The organism is Rhizobium nepotum 39/7 (assembly GCF_000949865.1).
GTDB classification, from domain to species: domain Bacteria; phylum Pseudomonadota; class Alphaproteobacteria; order Rhizobiales; family Rhizobiaceae; genus Agrobacterium; species Agrobacterium nepotum.
On the sequence record NZ_JWJH01000018.1, the window covers coordinates 16,362 to 35,232 of the forward strand.

Here is an 18,871-nt window from a genome sequence, read left to right on the forward strand (position 1 = left end):
CTATGGCTTCATTTATTGAAATGGCTCAGTTGACGCAATTGCGGCAAATGGACCGCACGTCACTTAACCAGGAAGATTGTCATGAAGGCTGATATCCATCCCGCTTATCACACGATCAAGGTCGTCATGACCGATGGCGCCGAATACGAAACCCGCTCCACCTGGGGTTCGGAAGGCGCAGTCATGAACCTTGAAATCGACCCCAAGTCCCATCCGGCATGGACGGGCGGCAACCAGCAGCTTATGGACCGCGGTGGTCGCGTATCCAAGTTCAACAAGCGTTTCGGCGGCCTCGGCCTCTAATCCACTTGTGGACGGATCAATTAAAAAAGCCCGGTTTTGCCGGGCTTTTTTGTTGCCTGTTTTGGCGATGATATCAGTGTCATAACCGACCAAAATAAAAAAAGCAGGCTCTTCAGCCTGCTTTTCAAATTGTCCGGATAAAGTCGTCTTTTCTCAGTTGATCGAGAAAGCGGTGCGCAGAAGGTTGAGCTGCGCCTGAACGCTGTTTTCGTTGTCCGGCACCTTGGTCACTTCAGACGGGCGATAGATTTCACGGTCGAGAAGGGCGACGCGGTTCTGGAGGCGCAGCGACCGTTCGATGAGGTCGCGGAATGATTCCGGCAGGTCGTTCCAGCCGGGGGCATTACGGTCGACGTTGAAGCTGTCGAGCCGCACCTTGTTCTTTTCGCTGAGAACCTGATCCCTTGTCATCTCGCCGTTGTTGACGGCGCGCTGCAGAAGCAGCCAGGACGCCATCTGCATCAGGCGGGTGGTGAGGCGCATCGATTCTGCGGCGTAAAGGACCGACGCCATGCGCGGCAGAACCTTGGAAGCGGTGCGACCGGCACCATCGAGATAGCTTGCCGTTTCCTCAACCAAGGTCATGCCTTCAGTATAGAGGGTCTTGAACTGATTGGACGCAGCTGCGTGACCCGCAAAGCTTATGGTATTTAAGACCTGTTCTGACATTTTCTTTAAATCCCTGCTCACGCACCACACTGTCAGGCAACGAAGACCCGGATATTTTGTTCCGGCCTTTTAGTGTTTTCAGGATGGTATCTTTACCTGAAATGCGCAAGGCAATTATTAAAGAAGGGTTAATACCCACAGTTTTACGGGATTCCGTTACCGGCAAAAAAAGAGCCGCGAAAGCGGCTCTCAAGGTAAAACAGGGAGAAAAATCAGACCAATTCGCCGTATGGAGAAGATGCCTGAGGTCCAGAAGAACTGAACATGTATAGTAATCTCTCAGAAAGCTTAATTTTTGGTTAATGGTAAACGAAAGACTGCGTCAAAATCTTTATTTTCGTTAGCCATTGCGCCCGCAGCTTGTAGTTTGCGGATTTCGCCCGATGTTTTGCTGGCGCGTCCGTCAGGATCGGAAGAGGTTCTCCGCCGCCAGCCGGCCGGCGGACTTCCGTTGCCTCTCTTCTTCAAGCCGGGTGATTTCCGCTTTCAGGAGATCGATACGGTTACTCAGCTCGTCCACCGAAAGAAGGCTGAGATCGCAGCCGATCTCATGCGCCACGGGTTTTTGCGGACGGTCATCGTCAAAGAGGGTCATATGCCTGCTCCTTTTTCAACATGGTCGCCATCGTCCTCGGGATATTGCGGCGCGCGCGGGTCAAGCGCAATGCTTTCCGGCGTGACGAGCGGTGAGGGCGTTGTCGGCATCATCGTCGAGAAATTGTCCTTTTCGTCGGTAGAGAGGGCGGCGCGCTGGCGGCTTCTGATGATGGCGTAGGCCGTTATCAGCAGATGGGCCACGGCTGTCACCAGAAACAGCGCATAGGGGCCGGAATAGGTCATGATCGCGCCGCCGAGTGTCGGGCCGATGATGGTGCCGATGCCGTAGAGCAGCAGCAGACCGCCCGAAACCTTGACGAAGTCTTCCGATGCCGCGTAGTCGTTGGCATGGGCCACGGCGATCGGATAAAGCGCGTTGGCGGCGGCGCCGTAAATGGCGATCATGGGGATAAGTACATAGACATTGTGAGGTTGCACGGCCGCAACGGCCAGGCCCGCGACCGCGCCAAGCCCGGCCAGCCCGGCAAGCACATAACGGCGGTCTATCCGGTCCGAAAGACGGCCTGCGGGAAATTGTGCCAGTGCGCCGACGAAAATCGTGACGGACACCATAATGGCGATCATGGTCGGATCAAGACCCGCCCGCGCGCCAAAGACGGCGCCGAGCGTGCCGTAAGCGCCATTGGCGATGCCGATCATCAGAATGCCGACGAAGGAGACCGGCGAGTTGCGGTAAAGGGCGGGTAAATCCAGCTTGACCTTCTGCAACGGCTGGGGACTGGCAGCCTTGGACAGCGTCGCCGGCAGAATGGCGATGCAGTAGATGATGCCGCAGATCATGAACAGTGAGTTGTTGCTGATATCGCCCATCGGCACGATCATTTGCCCCGCAACGACGCCAAGCAGCGTGATGGCGATGTAGAGTGAGAAGATCATGCCGCGGCTCTCATTGGTCGCGCGCTCGTTCAGCCAGCTTTCGATGATCATCGAAGTGCCGGCCGTGCAGAAGCCGGTCAGCGCGCGTAAGGTGATCCACGAGATGTCGTCGATGATAAGGCCGGTCATCAGCACCGTCAGGCAGACCAGCGCGACAAAGGAGGCAAATGCCCGCACATGTCCGGCACGGCGCACGATGGCGGGCGCCACGAAACAGCCGATAACGAAGCCCGCCGCCCATGATGTGCCGAGAAAGCCCAGAATTTCGTTGGAGTAGCCTTCCGCCGAACCACGCATCGGCAGCACGAGACCCTGAAGGCCGTTACCAAGAAAAAGAAACAGAGTGCTGGATAAAAGAGCGAATACGGGTAGAAGATTTCTGCTCATGAAAACACTCTCATGCGTTCGGACATATGGTCGATAGCCATAAAACGGGTGTTACCCGAATGAGTTGCACTCTTCTGGTGAACGGTAAAAATGTCCAGCCTGTGACGATGCAGAAATAAAGAAAAGGCTCAATAAATGACGAAGGCGATCGGCCTTTTTTTACTGCTTGCGATGGTAATCCAGATCATCCGGCCTTTGGGCCTGCCAGGCCTCAAGAAAAGAGGCGATTGCTGGAAGATAGCGGTTGCGGCCTTTGTCATCTGGTCGGCGACGCTGCTTCTGCGTCCGTAAACAAAGAAGCCGCCCACAGGGGCGGCTTCGGTTTCGATGCATGTCTGTCGCCGGGGCCTCAGGCCGCCTTTTCGAGTTCCTGCTTCCAGTTGCCCTTTGCGGCAAGGCTGTTCATTGTGGCGCGATGCGTGAAGGCACGCTGGCCGGCGGCGACATTTTCCTGCTTGCCGCCCCATGTCTTGAGCGCGCCGTCCTGAAGGGCGCGGCCGTATGAGAAGGTCAGCGACCAGGGCAGGTCGTAACCGGCGTTCATGGCGGAGAGATGCGCCGTCGCCTCTTCGGAGGACTGGCCGCCGGAAAGGAAGGCGATGCCCGGAACGGCGGAAGGCACGGTCGCCTTCAGAACCTTCACGGTTTTTTCCGCCACTTCCTCGACGGAAGCCTTGCGGGCCTTCTTGCCGTCGATGATCATGTTCGGCTTGAGGATCATGCCTTCAAGGTTGACGCGGGCGTCGAACAGATCCGCGAATACCGTCTGGAGAACCCATTGCGTGACTTCCGCACAGCGGTCGATGTCGTGTGTGCCGGGTTCGCCGTCCATCAGCACTTCGGGTTCCACGATCGGCACGATATCCGCCTGCTGGCAGAGAGCGGCGTAACGGGCGAGCGACTGGGAGTTTGCCTTGATCGAGCCCCAGCTCGGGCGCTGATCGCCGATGGTGATGACGCCGCGCCACTTGGCGAAACGGGCACCGGCCTCGTGGTACTTGCGCAGGCGCTCGTAAAGACCGTCGAGGCCCTCGGTGATGAACTCACCCGGATGGAAGGCCATCGGCTTGGCGCCGATATCCACCTTGATCCCCGGCAGGCTGCCGGCGGCCTTGATGATGTCTACGAAAGGCGTGCCATCGGCTGCCTTCTGGAACAGGGTCTCTTCGTAAAGGATGACGCCGGAGATGCACTTCTTCATGGCGTCGTCGGAGCGGAACAGCATTTCGCGATAGTCGCGGCGGGCGGTTTCGGTGGATTCCAGATTGATGCTGTCGAAACGCTTCTTGATCGTTCCTGTGGATTCATCGGCGGCGAGCAGGCCCTTGCCGTCGGCAACCATTTTGATTGCGATGTCTTCGAGACGTTCGGTCATTTGCTATTCTCCCAAGGCACAATAAATTTCCGATAACAGAAGTTCCACGGCAGGGAAATGGCGCGCTAACTCATTGAAACGATTGAAATGGTTTCAATCGTTTGAAACTTTTCCTCCCATGCGCACTTACCAAAAAACAAGGCCGGGCAAGCATCGCTTGTCCGGCCCCGTGTCAGGCAAGTAGGGGAAGTTTACTTGGCGGCGGTCAGGATGGCAACGCCCGGCAATTCCTTGCCTTCCATCCATTCGAGGAAGGCGCCGCCTGCCGTCGAGATATAGCTGAAATCGTCCGAGACGCCGGCATGGTTGAGTGCTGCGACCGTGTCGCCACCGCCGGCGACGGAGACGAGTTTGCCCGCCTTGGTGCATTCGGAGGCATGTTTTGCCGCGGCAACGGTTGCCGCATCGAAGGGGTCGATTTCAAAAGCACCGAGCGGTCCGTTCCAGACCAGCGTTTCCGCGCGGGAAATCCAGGCCTTGATGCTTTCGACCGATTTCGGGCCGACATCGAGAACCATGGCGTCGGCGGGAATGGCGTTGATATCGACGATTTCGTTTGCCGCGCCGGCCTTGAATTCGCGGGCGACCACGCCGTCTTCCGGCAGAACGATCGCACAGCCGGATGTCGCCGCCTCGATCATGATCTGTTTTGCGGTTTCGGCCAGATCGTGCTCGCAGAGCGATTTGCCGACTTGTGTGCCGCGTGCGGCAAGGAAGGTGTTGGCCATGCCGCCGCCGATGACGAGGGCGTCGACTTTCTTGACGAGGTTCATCAGGAGGTCGATCTTGCTCGAAACCTTCGCGCCGCCGACAATGGCGACCACCGGGCGGACCGGCTGGCCGAGACCTTTTTCCAGCGCCTCAAGCTCCGCCTGCATGGTGCGGCCGGCATAGGCGGGCAGATGGCGCGCTAAGCCCTCGGTGGAGGCGTGGGCGCGGTGGGCGGCGGAGAAGGCATCGTTCACATAGATATCGCCATTGGCCGCCAGTGCCTCGACGAAGGCAGGGTCGTTCTTTTCCTCGCCCTTGTGGAAGCGGGTGTTTTCCAGAAGTAGGATATCGCCATCGTTCATTTTTGCGACCGCGTCGGCTGCCGGCGCACCGATGCAATCGGATGCGAAGGAAACGGCGTGATCCAGCACTTCCTCGACGGCAGGCACGATCAGGGAAAGCGACATGTCGGCAACCGGTTCACCCTTCGGACGGCCGAAATGGGCGAGCAGAATGACTTTCGCGCCTTTTTGGGAGAGTTCCAGAATGGTTGGCGCAACCCGTTCGATACGGGTTTTATCCGTCACATTCCCATCCGCAACCGGCACGTTGAGATCAACGCGGACGAGAACGCGCTTTCCGGCAATGTCGTTAAGGTCGTCGATGGTCTTGAAGGCGGGCATGGGTCGATCCTGATTTTGTTGCGAGTTCGGGACGGACCATACTATGCCTGATTGACGACGCAAGCGGGTCAGACCTCATTTTCTCTCACCTCGTTCGAAGGCGTGGAAACGCCCTCGCGGGCATCGTTGGAGCGCATTGCGCGCCGTTGCGCCAGATGCGTACGCGCACGGCGGAGGATTTCCGAAAAACTGATGAAGATCGGCAGGCCGATGGCCGGTTCGACCGGCTCGAGCGAAATGCCGACACCGGTGATCGCCTCATGTTCATCCAGCGCCCGAACGATGAGAACGATGGAACCGAGGCGCACCCGGTCGGCATAATCCGCCTTCCCCGAAAGACGCGCCTCGATGAGTTCCGCGATGCTCATGGCGTGTTCGGCTGGCGAAATGATACCGGGGCCGTAGGCTGCATCGAGTTCCGTTGCCGGGCGGGCGGGCGAGATCGTGAAAATGCCGAAGAAATCGGCGTCGTCGTCTGCGACCGGCAAGGCGCTTGCAAACAGCCGGTCGATCAGCCGGGTATAGCCGGGCGCGATAAAAAGATAAACGAGATCGTTTTCGCGCAGGCGTCCGGCATATTGGTAGCGGATCGATTTGCCGTCACGCACCACCAGCGACGGCATCGCCCAGCGCGGAATACGCTCGCCGTGCAGGATGGCGCTGCCCGTCGCGACGCGATAGGAAATCAGTTCATGATTGGCGGTGCCGGGAAGGTCCACCTCCAGCTTATCGACTTCGCCCATGCGCGGCGGCACGATCAACCCCAGCCTTGTGGCCACGGGCTTGATGGTCCAGCCCTGTAGCAGGAGCGACACCAGCACGATGATGAAGGTGGCGTTGAAATAGATCTGCGCATCGTCCAGCCCGCCGAGAATGGGCATGATGGCGAGCAGAATCGAAACCGCACCGCGCAGGCCCACCCATGCCACGAACGATGTTTCCTGCTGGGTATAGTTGAAGGGCATCAGGCTGAACCACACCGCGAGAGGGCGGGCGACGAAGATCAGGAAAAGCGCAAGCAGGACGGCCGGAACGGCGATCGCCGGAAATTGCGACGGCGTGGCCAGGAGGCCGAGCATAAGAAACATGATGATCTGGGCGAGCCAGGTCAGCCCTTCGTGGAAACGGCGGATGGTTTCCTTGGCGAAGATCCTGCGGTTGCCGGCAACGATGCCCGCCACATAGACCGCGAGAAATCCGCTGCCGCCGATCGCGCCGGTAAAGGAGAAGACGAGCAGGGCCAGCGCCAGCACGAAGATCGGCGCGAGCCCGCGGTCGGCGGCGAAACGGTTGACCACGGTGGCGATCATGACGCCGCCAAGCAGGCCGAAAATAACACCGAGACCCATTTCCTTGATGAACAGCAGCAGGAAGCCGGTGTCGATGCCAGCCATTCCCTGTCCCTTGGCGATGATCTCGACCAAAGCGACGGTGAGGAAAATCGCCATGGGATCGTTGGTGCCGGATTCGACCTCAAGCGTTGAGCGCACCTGATCGCGGATATGGATGCCGCCGATGCGGAGCAGGAAGAACACGGCCGCTGCATCCGTGGAGGCGACGATGGCGCCCAGCAGCAGACCCTCCAGCCAGGAAAGCCCGAGCAGCAGGGCGGCCGCGCCCGCGAAAAAGACGGATGTGAGAATGACGCCGACGGTGGCGAGTGCCACGGCGGGGGCCGCCGAAAGCCGGAACGACTGCATCGACGTGCCGAAACCGGAATCGAAAAGGATGACGGCGAGCACAAGCGAACCGAGCATATAGGCCAGCGGATTGTTGGTGAATTCGATGCCGAGACCGTCCACACCCGCCGCCAGCCCGATCATGAGAAAGAGCAGCAGGAGCGGTGCGCCGAACCGGAAGGCGATGAGGCTTGAGAACGCTGCGACGAGAACCAGAACAGTTGCCACCAGCAACAGAAGATAAAATGATTCCACGTCCACCGCCTCTTTCAACCGCGCTGGCCGCCGCAATGAAGGCTCTGCACGTCGGCAGTCAATGCGCCACGGGTTGCGGTTCTGTCAGCGCTGGTGTCGGTGGCGTTGAAAGGCGACGCAAGGCGGGGTGTATCGAATGATACGGCAGGGCCGAAGTGCATTGCGCACGACCGTTATCCCTGTTCTTCTTGTCCGTTTCAAAGTGGACCACACGAAGGCAGGAAATGGGAATTTTTTCGACGTGGGTGCGAAAAAATCAAGGAGCGCAGCGGGGTATTGAAGGCGTCGTGTTCTGCGTCTCCTGTATCAGTCGAAGTCCCGCCGGCATTTTTTGACAAACAAAAACCGGCAGGATTGCTCCTGCCGGTTTTTCTAATTCACGAATTGTGTTTCTCGCTCAGATGGTCTTCGCAAATGCGACGGCCGTATCCGACATGCGGTTGGAGAAGCCCCACTCGTTGTCGTACCAGGACAGAACGCGCACGAACTTGCCTTCCATGACCTTGGTCTGGTCGATCGCGAAGATCGAGGAGTGGCTGTCGTGGTTGAAATCGCGGGAGACCAACGGCTCTTCGGTGTAACCGAGGATGCCCTTCAGCTTGCCGTTGGAAGCAGACTTGATCGCCTCGTTGATTTCTTCAACCGTCGTGTCGCGCTTGGCGATGAACTTGAAGTCGACGACCGAAACGTTCGGGGTCGGAACGCGGATCGATGTGCCATCCAGCTTGCCCTTGAGGTGCGGCAGAACGAGGCCAACGGCCTTGGCTGCACCCGTCGAGGTCGGGATCATGGACAGGGCTGCGGCGCGGGCGCGGTACAGATCCTTGTGCATGGTGTCCAGCGTCGGCTGGTCGCCCGTGTAGGAGTGGATCGTCGTCATGAAGCCATGATCGATGCCAACGACGTCATCGAGAACCTTCACGACCGGCACGAGGCAGTTGGTGGTGCAGGAGGCGTTGGAAATGACCAGGTGGTCCTTCGTCAGCTGGTCGTCGTTGACGCCGAAGACGACGGTGAGGTCGGCGCCGTCAGCCGGAGCCGAAACGATGACGCGCTTGGCGCCTGCCGTCAGGTGTGCCGCTGCCTTGTCGCGAGTAGCGAAGATGCCCGTGCATTCGAGCGCGATGTCGATGCCGAGTTCCTTGTGCGGCAGCGTTGCCGGATCACGAACGGCCGTCACCTTGATCGGCTTGCCGCCGCCAACGATGATCGTGTCGCCTTCGACCTTCACGTCGGCAGGGAACTTGCCGTGGATCGAATCGTAGCGCAGCAGGTGGGCGTTGGTTTCAACCGGACCGAGGTCGTTGATGGCAACGACTTCGATATCGGTGCGGCCGGATTCGACGATGGCGCGCAGAACATTGCGGCCGATGCGGCCGAAGCCGTTAATGGCAACTTTTACAGTCATTTAAAGTCTCCCGAACAAGATATGTACCTGGTCTTTGCGGAATGCGAGGGCTGGGGAAGCCCTCACGCAAGTTTTGCCTCGACTGCGGCGACAACGGCTTCCGCCGTGATGCCGAAGTGCTTGAAGAGATCCTTTGCCGGCGCGGATGCACCAAAGGAATGCATACCGACGAACGCGCCGTCGGAGCCGATGAAGTAGTCCCAGCCCTGGCGGATGGCGGCTTCAACCGCGATCTTCACCGGAGCCTTGCCGATGATGGCGTTGCGGTAGGTTTCCGGCTGTTCCTTGAAGAGCTCGAAGCAGGGAACGGAAACGACGCGGGCGGAAACGCCCTTGTCCTTCAGCGTCGCTGCGGCCTTCAGGGCAACCTCGACTTCCGAACCGGACGCGAAGATCGAAACCTTGGCGTCGCTTGCCGATACGAGTTCGTAGGCGCCGTAAGCGGAAAGGTTCTTCTCTTCATATTCCTTGCGCGAAGGCGCAAGGTTCTGGCGGGTGAGCGCCAGCGCCGAAGGACGGTGCTTCTGCTCCAGCGCAAGCTGCCAGCATTCCGCCGTCTCGGTTTCATCCGCCGGGCGGAAGACGAGAAGGTTCGGAATGGCGCGCAGCGCCGCGATCTGCTCCACCGGCTGGTGGGTTGGGCCGTCTTCGCCGACGCCGATGGAATCATGCGTCAGAACGTGGACGACACGGATGCCCATCAGGGCGGCCAGGCGGATCGACGGACGGCAATAATCCGAGAAGATCATGAAGCCGCCGGCATAGGGGATGAGACCGCCATGCAGCGCGATGCCGTTCATCGCCGCCGCCATGCCGTGCTCACGGATACCGTAATGCAGGTAACGGCCGGAGAAGTCCGTCGGTGTGATCGACTTCATCTGGCTGGTCTTGGTGTTGTTGGACGGCGTCAGGTCGGCCGAGCCGCCGACCATTTCCGGCAGGATGCCGTTGACGATTTCCAGCGTGTCCTCGGAGGCCTTGCGGGTGGCGACGGTCGGATTGTTCTCGATGATCTTCTTCTTGAAGGCATCGATGGAGCTGTCGAAATTACCGGGCAGGTCGCCGGCGAAGCGACGCTTGAACTCGGCCTTCTTGCCGGCTTCGGTCGCCTCGAGACGGGCTTCCCAGTCCTGGCGGGTCTTGGTGGCGCGCAGACCGGCAAGACGCCATGCATCCAGCACGTCTTCCGGAATGACGAAGGCTTCGGCTTCCCAGTTGAGGCTCTTGCGGGCGGCGGCGATTTCTTCGGCGCCGAGCGGATTGCCGTGCACCTTGTGGGTGCCCTGCTTGTTGGGCGCGCCGAAGCCGATCACGGTCTTGCAGGCGATGAAGGTCGGGCGGTCGGATTTCTGCGCGGCCTCGATGGCTGCGGCAATCGCGTCCGGATCATGGCCATCCACACGGATGGTGTTCCAGTGAACGGCGTTGAAGCGGGCGATCTGGTCGGTGCTGTCGGAAAGACCGACTTCACCGTCGATGGTGATGTTGTTGTCATCCCAGAACAGAACGAGCTTGTTGAGCTTCAGATGGCCGGCAAGCGCGATGGCTTCGTGGCTGATGCCTTCCATGAGGCAGCCGTCGCCGCAAAGCACATAGGTGAAGTGGCTCTGCAGGTCGGAGCCGAATTCCTCTTCCAGCTTGCGTTCGGCGATCGCCATGCCGACAGCATTGGCGATGCCCTGGCCGAGCGGGCCGGTGGTCGTTTCGATGCCGGTCGCATGGCCGTATTCGGGATGGCCGGCGGTCTTGGAGCCGAACTGACGGAAACGCTTGATCTCGTCGATCGTCATGTCCTCGTAGCCCGTCAAATAAAGCAGCGAGTAGAGCAGCATCGAACCATGGCCCGCAGACAGCACGAAGCGGTCGCGGTCTGCCCACAGCGGAGCCTTGGGATCGAATTTCAGGTAACGGGTAAAGAGAACGGTGGCGACATCAGCGGCGCCCATCGGCAGGCCGGGATGGCCCGAATTGGCCTTCTCCACTGCATCCATGGCAAGAAAGCGGATCGCATTGGCCATCCGGTTGTGTTTGTCGCGAGAAATCATGGCTTTTCCGTCTGTTCCGGGTGAAAGGAGATAGTTTTACGCAACTATCCAAAAAGCGGGTTGATCCATAGCAGGTGAGGCAGGCAAGTCAATAAATCCACGGGCATTTGCGGTTCTGTGAGGGATAAAAATCGTTTAGAAAATCGGGCATTCCTGGAAAATCCGTGCGATATGTGCCGATGCTTCCTCGTTCATCCACAGAGCAAAACGCCTCAATGCACTGGTTTGATTGACGGGATGATAAATCGGGTAATAACCTCGTGAATGTTGAAAAGGCTTGAAACCGGACGATTCGGCCGGTTGCGTGCGAGTTGGAAAAAACGATGTCGGCTGAGAAGACCGTACAATCCGCAGTGACGGAGCTGAGCGCTGCCATCACAAATCTCGAAAATGCCATCGATATGCGTATCGAACGGCAAAGGGAGACGGGCGAGATCGATAATGAGGTCAAGCGGGTCCATGTCGATCGCGCAAGGCTCGCGCATGAGTTGGACCAGGCCGAGTTTCGCGCCAACCGTCTTGAGGAAGTCAACCGCGAGGTCTCGCGCCGTCTGGTGACGGCGATGGAGACGATCCGCGCGGTGCTGGATCGATAGGGAGCGGTTTCATGGCGCAAGTTACTGTTATGATTGATGGTAAGGCCTATCGCATGGCGTGCGAGGCGGGGCAGGAAGACCATCTGACCGATCTGGCCACCCGTTTCGATCGTTACGTCGGGCATCTCAAGAGCCAGTTCGGCGAAATCGGCGACCTGCGCCTGACCGTCATGGCGGGCATTATGGTGATGGACGAGCTTTCCGAACTCAATCGCAAGATCGAGAAGCTGGAAGGGGAGGTCGCGTCCCTTTCCAGAAATCGTGATGGCATGGCCGAACACAAGGCGAAATCGGACGAGATCATTGCAGTCGCCATCGGCGATCTGGCCGATCGTTTGAACGGCATTACCGAAAAACTGCTGGCGCGGCCGAAGCCTGCGGCACATTGATCGTCGGTCAAGCTTTTCAGCCGCAAAATTCGTTCATGGCCCTCTGGTGGTTTGGTTCGATACGTCCTATATCTGAGAAGCGTTCTGCGCTTCCCGACAGGAACCACAATCCCTGGGGCCATACTCGATCCAAAGGGAGCTGTCCCTGGCCAGTCCCGTGGGGCTGGACACATGGCGCCCACCTACATTTGTAGGCACCCAGGATCGTAAATCTCCATCGGTCGCCGTGGATCGCGCTTGAAGTTTCGGGTCACTCCCCGGCTCTTCCTCTGACCTTATATTTTTCGACAGTCATTTTTCATTGCTGCCGGAGACGGCTTTTTTATACCGCCGTCATTGCAATGGCGGAACAATTCCCTATTATCTAGATTGGTATGTCTGTCATGCCCTTTTTTTAAAAAAAAGGGCGCTGCGGCCAAAACCGCGACGTGCCGTTCAACAGCCCAAAGAGCTAAACTTGTTTACTGAAATTATGATCGTGGTTCTGCTCACCGTATTGAACGGTGTGCTTGCCATGTCCGAGCTTGCCGTTGTCTCCTCCAGACCGGCGAGGCTCAAGGTGCTTGCCGCACAAGGCAGCAAGGGCGCCACGATGGCGCTCAGCCTTTCTGAAAATCCCGGACGTTTTCTTTCCACGGTGCAGATCGGCATCACGCTGGTCGGCGTCCTTTCCGGTGCATTCTCCGGCGCCACGCTCGGCGCCCGTTTTACCGCATGGCTTTTGGAACAAGGTGTTCCCGACCGTGCCGCCGATGCGCTGGGCGTCGGCTCGGTGGTCGTCGCCATCACCTACCTGTCGCTGATCGTCGGCGAACTGGTGCCGAAGCAGATTGCGCTGCGCGATCCGGAAAAGATCGCTGCCCGCGTTGCCCCCACCATGGTGATGCTCTCCAAGGTCGGCGCGCCGCTGGTCTGGTTTCTCGATAAGTCCGGTAAGGCCATCCTAGCGCTTCTCGGCCATAGCGGCACGTCCAACGCATCGGTGACGGACGACGAAATCCGTACTGTTCTGGCGGAAGCCCATAGCGCCGGGGTGATCGAGACCGAGGAATCGGCGATGATCACCAGTGTCATGCGCCTTGCCGACCGCAATGCCCGCGGCCTGATGACGCCGCGCCGCGACGTGGAAGTGGTCGATATCGAAGACAGCGCGGAAGAAATTCGCGTGCAGCTTCGCGAGACGCAGCGTTCGCGTCTGCCGGTGCGCAACGGCGCTTCCGACGAAATTCTGGGCGTGCTTTTCGCCAAGGACGCTTTCGATGCGCTGGCGTCCGGCAATGAGCTGAATGTCCGTGAGCTTCTGCGCGAAGTTCCCGTCGTCTCGGATCTGACGAGCGCTGTGGACGTTATCCAGTCACTGCGCCGTTCCACCGTGCATATGGTGCTGGTCTATGATGAATACGGCCATTTCGAAGGTATCGTCAGCTCCGGCGACGTTCTGGAGGCTATCACCGGAGCTTTCCAGGAAGACAATGACGAGGAGCCGGCGATCGTCGAGCGCGAGGACGGTTCGTTCCTCGTTGCCGGCTGGATGCCCGCCGACGAATTCGCTTACCGCATGGGCTTCCAGATCGACGAAGACGCCGAGTTCGAGACCGTTGCCGGTCTGGTTCTGGACGAGTTCCGTCGCCTGCCGGAACTGGGCGAACATATCACCCGCAACGGCTGGCGTTTCGAAGTCATCGATCTCGATGGACACCGCATCGACAAGGTCCTCGTGAGCCGGGCGGTCTGATGCCCGGCGACATTGCCGAAAAAGCAAGGCTGCGCGGCGAAAGGCTTGCCGCGCGTGATGCGCTGACGCCGTTGGAGCGACAGCAAAAAAGCGAGGCGATGACGGTACATGGTGCATCCGCCATACCGTTGGCGCCGGGCGCTGTTATTTCCGGTTTCATGCCGATCCGCTCAGAGGCCGATATCCGGCCGCTGATGGAAACGCTGCGCGAAAAGGGCGGACGTATTGTCCTTCCCGTTGTGTTGGATCGCGAGACCATCGTTTTCCGTGCCTTCGAGGCGGACACGCCGCTGGTCAAAACGGGTTTCGGCACGGCCGGTCCGGCGGAGGGTGCGGATGTCGTCGATCCGGATATTCTGCTCGTTCCGCTTTCCGTCTTCGATGGGCAGGGCCAGCGTATCGGTTACGGCGCGGGTCATTATGACCGCGCGATTGCGAGATTGCATGGCAAAGGTCGAACTCCCGTTCTCATCGGTGTTGCATTCGACTGTCAGGAAGTGCCGTCGGTGCCGGCGGAGCCGCATGACGTGCCGCTTCATGCCGTTCTGACGGAGAGCGGCTTGCGCTGGTTTTCTGCGCAGTGGTTGATGTCCGATGGGAAAAAGGCGCTTTAGCACTTTTTAAAACACGGATTACCCGTTAGAGGGGACGGAATTTAGGAACATGCGCAAGATCGGGGCGGGTGAATGAGGCTTCTTTTTCTCGGAGATATGGTTGGCAAGACCGGACGCACGGCGGTCTGGGACAAATTGCCCGGGCTGGTTTCCGACCTGAAGCTCGATTTCGTCATCGTCAACGGTGAAAACGCCGCCGGCGGTTTCGGCATCACCGAGGATATCTATCTCGAGACCATCAATGCCGGCGCCGATGTGGTGACGACCGGCAACCATGTCTGGGACCAGAAGGAGGCTGTTTCCTTCTGCGAGCGGCATGACCAGTTCCTGCGGCCCGCCAATTATCCTGATGGTACACCCGGCAAGGGCTCTGGCATGTTTTACGCCCGCAACGGCGCGCGCGTGCTTGTCGCCAACATCATGGGCCGGGTATTCATGCACCCGGAACTGGACGATCCCTTCAAATCGGCGGAGAACATTCTCGCCGCCTGCCCGCTGAAGGAGCAGGCCGACGCCATCATCTTCGATTTCCACGCCGAGGCTACAAGTGAAAAACAGTGCTTCGGTCATTTCGTCGACGGCCGCGCAAGCTTCGTCGTCGGCACCCACACCCATGTTCCGACGGCCGACGCGCAGATATTGAACGGCGGCACGGCCTATATGTCGGACGCCGGCATGTGTGGAGACTACGACAGCTCGCTCGGTATGGAGAAGGAAGAGCCGATCAACCGCTTCATTTCCAAAATGCCGAAGGGCCGTTTCGAGGCCGCCAGCGGGCCTGCGACGATCTGCGGCGTGGGCGTCGAGATTTCCGACCGCACCGGGCTTGCCGAAAAGATCGCACCGCTGCGCATCGGTCCGAGACTTTCCGAGACCCTTCCGTCCTTCTGGGCGTAGGCTTTCTGATGCGACGTTCACAATGACGAGATTGTGAGCGTTTCGCCGCTCTTGAAACTGGACGCCCGGCAAAACCTGTCCCATCCTCTCAACCTTCGCAAGTTCAGGGGAGTGGCATGATGCTTCGCGTGCTAATGCTTGCAATAACGGGATTGCTCACCTGCGCGGGAGCGGCCTTTGCCCAAACGGAAAGCCGCCCTCCCGTCAGCCAGTGCCAGGCGATTGCCCGCAACATTCCCGGCGTCATGTTCGCCAGCTTCAACCCGCCTGATGTTCAACTGGCTCAGGCCACGGCGAAGGAAGAGGTGAAGATCAGCTTCATCGGCCATTCCACTTATCTCATCGAAAGCCCCGGCGGTGTGACGATTGCCACAGATTATAACGGCGTCTATCGCCCACCCGTCACACCGACTGTGGTAACGATGAACCGGGCGCATACAACACATTTCACTCTCAGCCCCGATCCGGCCATTCAACATGTGCTGCGAGGCTGGAGCGATACGCCGGGGGAAAAGGCTGAACACAAGGTTCTGGTAGGCGATGTCTATATCCGCAATGTCGCAACCGACATCCGCAACCGCTGGGGTGATTACGAATCCTTTCAGGAAAACGGCAATTCCATTTTCATCTTCGAAGTGGCGGGGCTGTGCATCGGTCATCTCGGCCATCTGCATCACGAATTGACGGACACGCATTATGCCGAGATCGGCCGTCTGGATGTGCTGATGGTGCCCGTGGATGGTGGTCTCACGATGGGCGCCGACAGCATGAGCCGGGTGGTGAAGCGTCTCCGCTCCGCGCTGATTCTGCCGATGCACCGCACCGGGCCGCCGCTGGAGCAGTTTCTGACGATGTTCGGGGAAAGTTTCCAGATTGCCTATGCAAACGACGCGATCATCCGGGTCTCGATGAGAAACCTTCCCCGCCAGCCGCAGATACTTGTGCCGAAAGGCATGTAGAGCGGCGACGGGCGGGGAGGGCCGGGAGGCCGCCCTCTCAGGCGAAGGCGAGGTGCTGGCGGACGCCGACATCTGGCGTTTTGTCGTCGGACATATTGGCCTTGGCGATTTCCCATCCGAATTTCAGGGTACTGTCCGTCGAGGCCCATATTTCAGCGTCGTCGACATGAAGCGCGAGCATCGTCAGTTGCGGGTCGCTTTTACCGTGCTCGTACCAGGCTGCGGTGACGGAATTCCAGTATTCTTCGATCTTCGTCTTGTCATCGCGAACCTCCAGCACACCCGAGAGGCAGGCATGGTAATCATGGTCCTTGCCGACGAGGCAGAAATGCGCCCGCGAATGGGATTTCAGTGATTTGACGAGACGGGCGTCTTTTTTGGAGAAGAACCAGATCGTATTGGTTTTTGGGTCGGCATGTGGGGCCATGGGCTGCATGTGGCTGGGTAGACCCTCGAGACCGAGCATGCCGGCGTGGACGGAGTTGACCTCATCCCAGAGCTGGCGCGCCGGGGTTTCTCTTGCTTCAGTCAGGCTGACCATGGATTTTCTCCTTCCGGTTTGAGGTGGCGGCGCGGAGCAGTAAAACTGCCCGCCTCTTCCGCCTTCATGGTCAAAACGGGGTGCGGATAAATCAGTTCCTTATATTCTTGCGGCAGGAGAACGCGCTTGCGGGCTTGAACGGCGGGCCTATCGCACTTATAAGGCCCGCAATCTCTAAATTACGACATCAGGTTTTCCATGGCTGGTCATTCACAGTTCAAGAACATCATGCACCGCAAGGGCAAACAGGACTCCGTTCGGTCCAAAATGTTTTCCAAGCTTGCGCGTGAAATCACCGTTGCGGCAAAGACGGGCATGCCCGACCCGAGCATGAACCCGCGCCTGCGTCTGGCAATCCAGAACGCCAAGGCCCAGTCCATGCCGAAGGACAATATCGAGCGCGCGATCAAGAAGGCCGCCGGCGCAGACGGTGAAAACTACGATGAAGTCCGTTACGAAGGTTACGGCCCCGGTGGCGTCGCTGTCATCGTCGAGGCCCTGACCGACAACCGCAACCGCACCGCCTCCAACGTACGGTCCACCTTTACCAAGGCCGGCGGCGCACTTGGCGAAACCGGATCGGTGTCCTTCTCCTTCGACCGCGTCGGCGAGATCACCTACAAGGCCGAAGTCGGCGATGCCGACAAGGTCATGGAAGCGGCTATCGAAGCCGGTGCCGACGATGTCGAAACCACGGAAGACGGCCACACCATCATTTGCGGTTTCGAGGCGATGAACGAGGTTTCCAAGGCGCTGGAAGGCGTGCTCGGCGAAGCCGAAAGCGTCAAGGCCATCTGGAAACCGCAGAACACGGTGCCGGTGGATGAGGAAAAGGCGCAGTCGCTGATGAAGCTCATCGACACTCTCGAAGACGACGACGACGTGCAGAACGTCTACTCCAACTTCGAAGTTTCCGAAGAAATTCTCGCCAAGCTTTCCGCCTGACGTTTCATATTTTTTAAAAAAAAGCCCCGGCAGCGTTTTCGCTCCGGGGCTTTTTTCGTTCAGGCGGCCTTTCTGATGGAGGCCCGCACGTCGGCGAATATCTCCACGGAGCGCAGCCGTTTTTCGATATCGTGGACCGGCATCGAGACGATCAGTTCGTCGGCCTGCGTTTCGGCGAGGAACCCGCCGAGATGGCGTCCGATCGTTTCAGGCGAGCCGACAGCCGCGAAACGCAGCGTATGTTCCACCGAGAAACGCTCCATCTCGTTCCAGTAGTCGTCCATGTTGTGGACCGGCTTCGGAAACGGGATGCGGACATTGCGGCGCAGGTTGACGAATTGCTGCTGCGACGAGGTGAAGAGATATTGCGCCTCCTCGTCCGTATCGGCGCCGACACCCATCACGCCCACCATCACATAGGGCTTGTCCAGCGTCGCAGAGGGCTGGAAGCGTTCGCGATAGATGTGGATCGATTCCATCAGCATATCCGGCGCAAAATGCGAGGCAAAGGAATAGGGCAGACCAAGTGCTGCCGCCAGATGCGCGCTGTAGGTGCTTGAGCCGAGCAGCCAGAGGGGCACGTTCGAATTCATGCCGGGCACGGCAAGGATTGCCTGATCCTGCTGCGGCGCACCGAGATATTGCTGGAGTTCGATAATATCGTGCGGGAAGTTCTCCGCACCGGCATCGAGGTTACGGCGCAGTGCTCTTGCCGTCCGCATGTCGGTTCCCGGCGCACGGCCAAGACCGAGATCGACCCGGCCGGGCAGCAGCGCCGCAAGCGTGCCGAACTGTTCGGCGATGACGAGCGGGGAATGATTGGGCAGCATGATGCCGCCGGAACCGACACGGATATGTTTCGTTGCCGCACCCACATGGGCGATGACGAGCGATGTCGCCGCGCTCGCAATACCCGGCATGCCATGGTGTTCCGCAAGCCAGATGCGGTTGTAGCCGTGGTCTTCAGCTTTGATCGCCATGCGGCGGGAGTTTTCAAGCGCCTCGCTGACGCTCTCGCCTTCGCCGATCGGCGAAAGGTCGAGAATGGAAAAGGGTATCATCCGACGCTCCTGCACAAATTTAAGTCTTTGATGCGGATGTAAGGCGCGTGTCCCGATTTACCAGAGAAGTCGCGCAGAATTGAAGGATGGTTCAAAAAAATTGGGGCCTCCGAAGAGGCCCCTTT

General features: G+C 58.9%; 18 protein-coding genes and 1 other RNA gene. 9 read left to right on the forward strand and 10 right to left on the reverse strand.

All coding sequences use genetic code 11. The features are described from left to right. The first annotated feature begins 81 nt into the window (after positions 1 to 81). A complete protein-coding gene (rpmE, locus tag RS75_RS18485; protein WP_045023221.1) occupies positions 82 to 303 on the forward strand; it encodes a 50S ribosomal protein L31 in 222 nt (73 codons plus the stop codon). A 153-nt stretch (positions 304 to 456) separates the two neighbouring features. Here the strand turns inward: rpmE and rcdA are convergent, their stop codons facing one another. The 8 genes from rcdA to tkt form a co-directional block, all read right to left on the reverse strand. Continuing rightward, positions 457 to 972 carry a protease adaptor protein RcdA gene (gene rcdA / locus RS75_RS18490; RefSeq protein WP_045023222.1) on the reverse strand — a complete coding sequence of 172 codons (516 nt, stop codon included), beginning with the start codon at positions 970 to 972 and terminating at the stop codon, positions 457 to 459. A 403-nt stretch (positions 973 to 1,375) separates the two neighbouring features. Continuing rightward, positions 1,376 to 1,567 carry a DUF1192 domain-containing protein gene (locus RS75_RS18495; protein ID WP_045023223.1) on the reverse strand — a complete coding sequence of 64 codons (192 nt, stop codon included), beginning with the start codon at positions 1,565 to 1,567 and terminating at the stop codon, positions 1,376 to 1,378. Next, the gene (locus RS75_RS18500) at positions 1,564 to 2,853 is read right to left on the reverse strand and encodes an MFS transporter (protein WP_045023224.1); all 1,290 of its coding nucleotides are present in this window, start codon (positions 2,851 to 2,853) and stop codon (positions 1,564 to 1,566) included. The genes RS75_RS18495 and RS75_RS18500 overlap by 4 nt, the downstream gene beginning before the upstream one ends. Positions 2,854 to 3,202: 349 nt before the next feature. Next, complete coding sequence (locus RS75_RS18505; protein WP_045023225.1) at positions 3,203 to 4,228, reverse strand: class I fructose-bisphosphate aldolase; 1,026 nt, start codon at positions 4,226 to 4,228, stop codon at positions 3,203 to 3,205. A 191-nt stretch (positions 4,229 to 4,419) separates the two neighbouring features. Continuing rightward, the gene (locus RS75_RS18510) at positions 4,420 to 5,622 is read right to left on the reverse strand and encodes a phosphoglycerate kinase (protein WP_045023226.1); all 1,203 of its coding nucleotides are present in this window, start codon (positions 5,620 to 5,622) and stop codon (positions 4,420 to 4,422) included. Between the two features lie 68 nt (positions 5,623 to 5,690). Next, positions 5,691 to 7,556 carry a potassium/proton antiporter gene (locus RS75_RS18515; protein WP_045023293.1) on the reverse strand — a complete coding sequence of 622 codons (1,866 nt, stop codon included), beginning with the start codon at positions 7,554 to 7,556 and terminating at the stop codon, positions 5,691 to 5,693. 397 nt (positions 7,557 to 7,953) lie between these two features. Continuing rightward, on the reverse strand, positions 7,954 to 8,964 hold the full coding sequence (gene gap, locus RS75_RS18520; protein WP_045023227.1) for a type I glyceraldehyde-3-phosphate dehydrogenase: 1,011 nt from the start codon (positions 8,962 to 8,964) through the stop codon (positions 7,954 to 7,956). Between the two features lie 62 nt (positions 8,965 to 9,026). Beyond that, positions 9,027 to 11,009 carry a transketolase gene (tkt, locus tag RS75_RS18525; RefSeq protein ID WP_045023228.1) on the reverse strand — a complete coding sequence of 661 codons (1,983 nt, stop codon included), beginning with the start codon at positions 11,007 to 11,009 and terminating at the stop codon, positions 9,027 to 9,029. A 323-nt stretch (positions 11,010 to 11,332) separates the two neighbouring features. Between tkt and RS75_RS18530 the strand changes: the two genes are divergently transcribed. The 7 genes from RS75_RS18530 to RS75_RS18555 all read left to right on the forward strand — a co-directional run bounded on the left by RS75_RS18530 (position 11,333) and on the right by RS75_RS18555 (position 16,199). Beyond that, the gene (locus tag RS75_RS18530; protein WP_003511407.1) at positions 11,333 to 11,605 is read left to right on the forward strand and encodes a DUF4164 domain-containing protein; all 273 of its coding nucleotides are present in this window, start codon (positions 11,333 to 11,335) and stop codon (positions 11,603 to 11,605) included. Between the two features lie 11 nt (positions 11,606 to 11,616). Further along, the gene (locus RS75_RS18535) at positions 11,617 to 11,994 is read left to right on the forward strand and encodes a cell division protein ZapA (RefSeq protein WP_045023229.1); all 378 of its coding nucleotides are present in this window, start codon (positions 11,617 to 11,619) and stop codon (positions 11,992 to 11,994) included. A 78-nt stretch (positions 11,995 to 12,072) separates the two neighbouring features. Beyond that, a non-coding RNA gene (gene ssrS, locus RS75_RS25780) (6S RNA) lies at positions 12,073 to 12,231 on the forward strand. A gap of 235 nt (positions 12,232 to 12,466) precedes the next feature. Beyond that, entirely contained in the window at positions 12,467 to 13,729 is a 1,263-nt protein-coding gene (locus tag RS75_RS18540; protein WP_045023230.1) for a hemolysin family protein, read from the forward strand. After that, positions 13,729 to 14,343 (forward strand): 5-formyltetrahydrofolate cyclo-ligase, encoded by a 615-nt coding sequence (locus tag RS75_RS18545; RefSeq protein ID WP_045023232.1) that lies wholly within the window; start codon positions 13,729 to 13,731, stop codon positions 14,341 to 14,343. Before RS75_RS18540 ends, RS75_RS18545 begins: the two co-directional genes overlap by 1 nt. Positions 14,344 to 14,415: 72 nt before the next feature. Next, the gene (locus tag RS75_RS18550; RefSeq protein ID WP_045023233.1) at positions 14,416 to 15,240 is read left to right on the forward strand and encodes a TIGR00282 family metallophosphoesterase; all 825 of its coding nucleotides are present in this window, start codon (positions 14,416 to 14,418) and stop codon (positions 15,238 to 15,240) included. Positions 15,241 to 15,356: 116 nt separating this feature from the next. Continuing rightward, positions 15,357 to 16,199 (forward strand): MBL fold metallo-hydrolase, encoded by an 843-nt coding sequence (locus RS75_RS18555; protein ID WP_045023234.1) that lies wholly within the window; start codon positions 15,357 to 15,359, stop codon positions 16,197 to 16,199. Between the two features lie 37 nt (positions 16,200 to 16,236). On the opposite strand, the gene RS75_RS18560 is transcribed toward RS75_RS18555, so the two are convergent. After that, the gene (locus tag RS75_RS18560) at positions 16,237 to 16,740 is read right to left on the reverse strand and encodes a pyridoxamine 5'-phosphate oxidase family protein (protein WP_045023235.1); all 504 of its coding nucleotides are present in this window, start codon (positions 16,738 to 16,740) and stop codon (positions 16,237 to 16,239) included. A 198-nt stretch (positions 16,741 to 16,938) separates the two neighbouring features. Here RS75_RS18560 and RS75_RS18565 point away from each other — a divergent pair, with 198 nt between their 5' ends. Continuing rightward, the gene (locus RS75_RS18565) at positions 16,939 to 17,685 is read left to right on the forward strand and encodes a YebC/PmpR family DNA-binding transcriptional regulator (protein WP_045023236.1); all 747 of its coding nucleotides are present in this window, start codon (positions 16,939 to 16,941) and stop codon (positions 17,683 to 17,685) included. 59 nt (positions 17,686 to 17,744) lie between these two features. Here the strand turns inward: RS75_RS18565 and RS75_RS18570 are convergent, their stop codons facing one another. After that, complete coding sequence (locus tag RS75_RS18570; protein ID WP_045023237.1) at positions 17,745 to 18,746, reverse strand: LLM class flavin-dependent oxidoreductase; 1,002 nt, start codon at positions 18,744 to 18,746, stop codon at positions 17,745 to 17,747. Positions 18,747 to 18,871 lie beyond the last annotated feature (125 nt).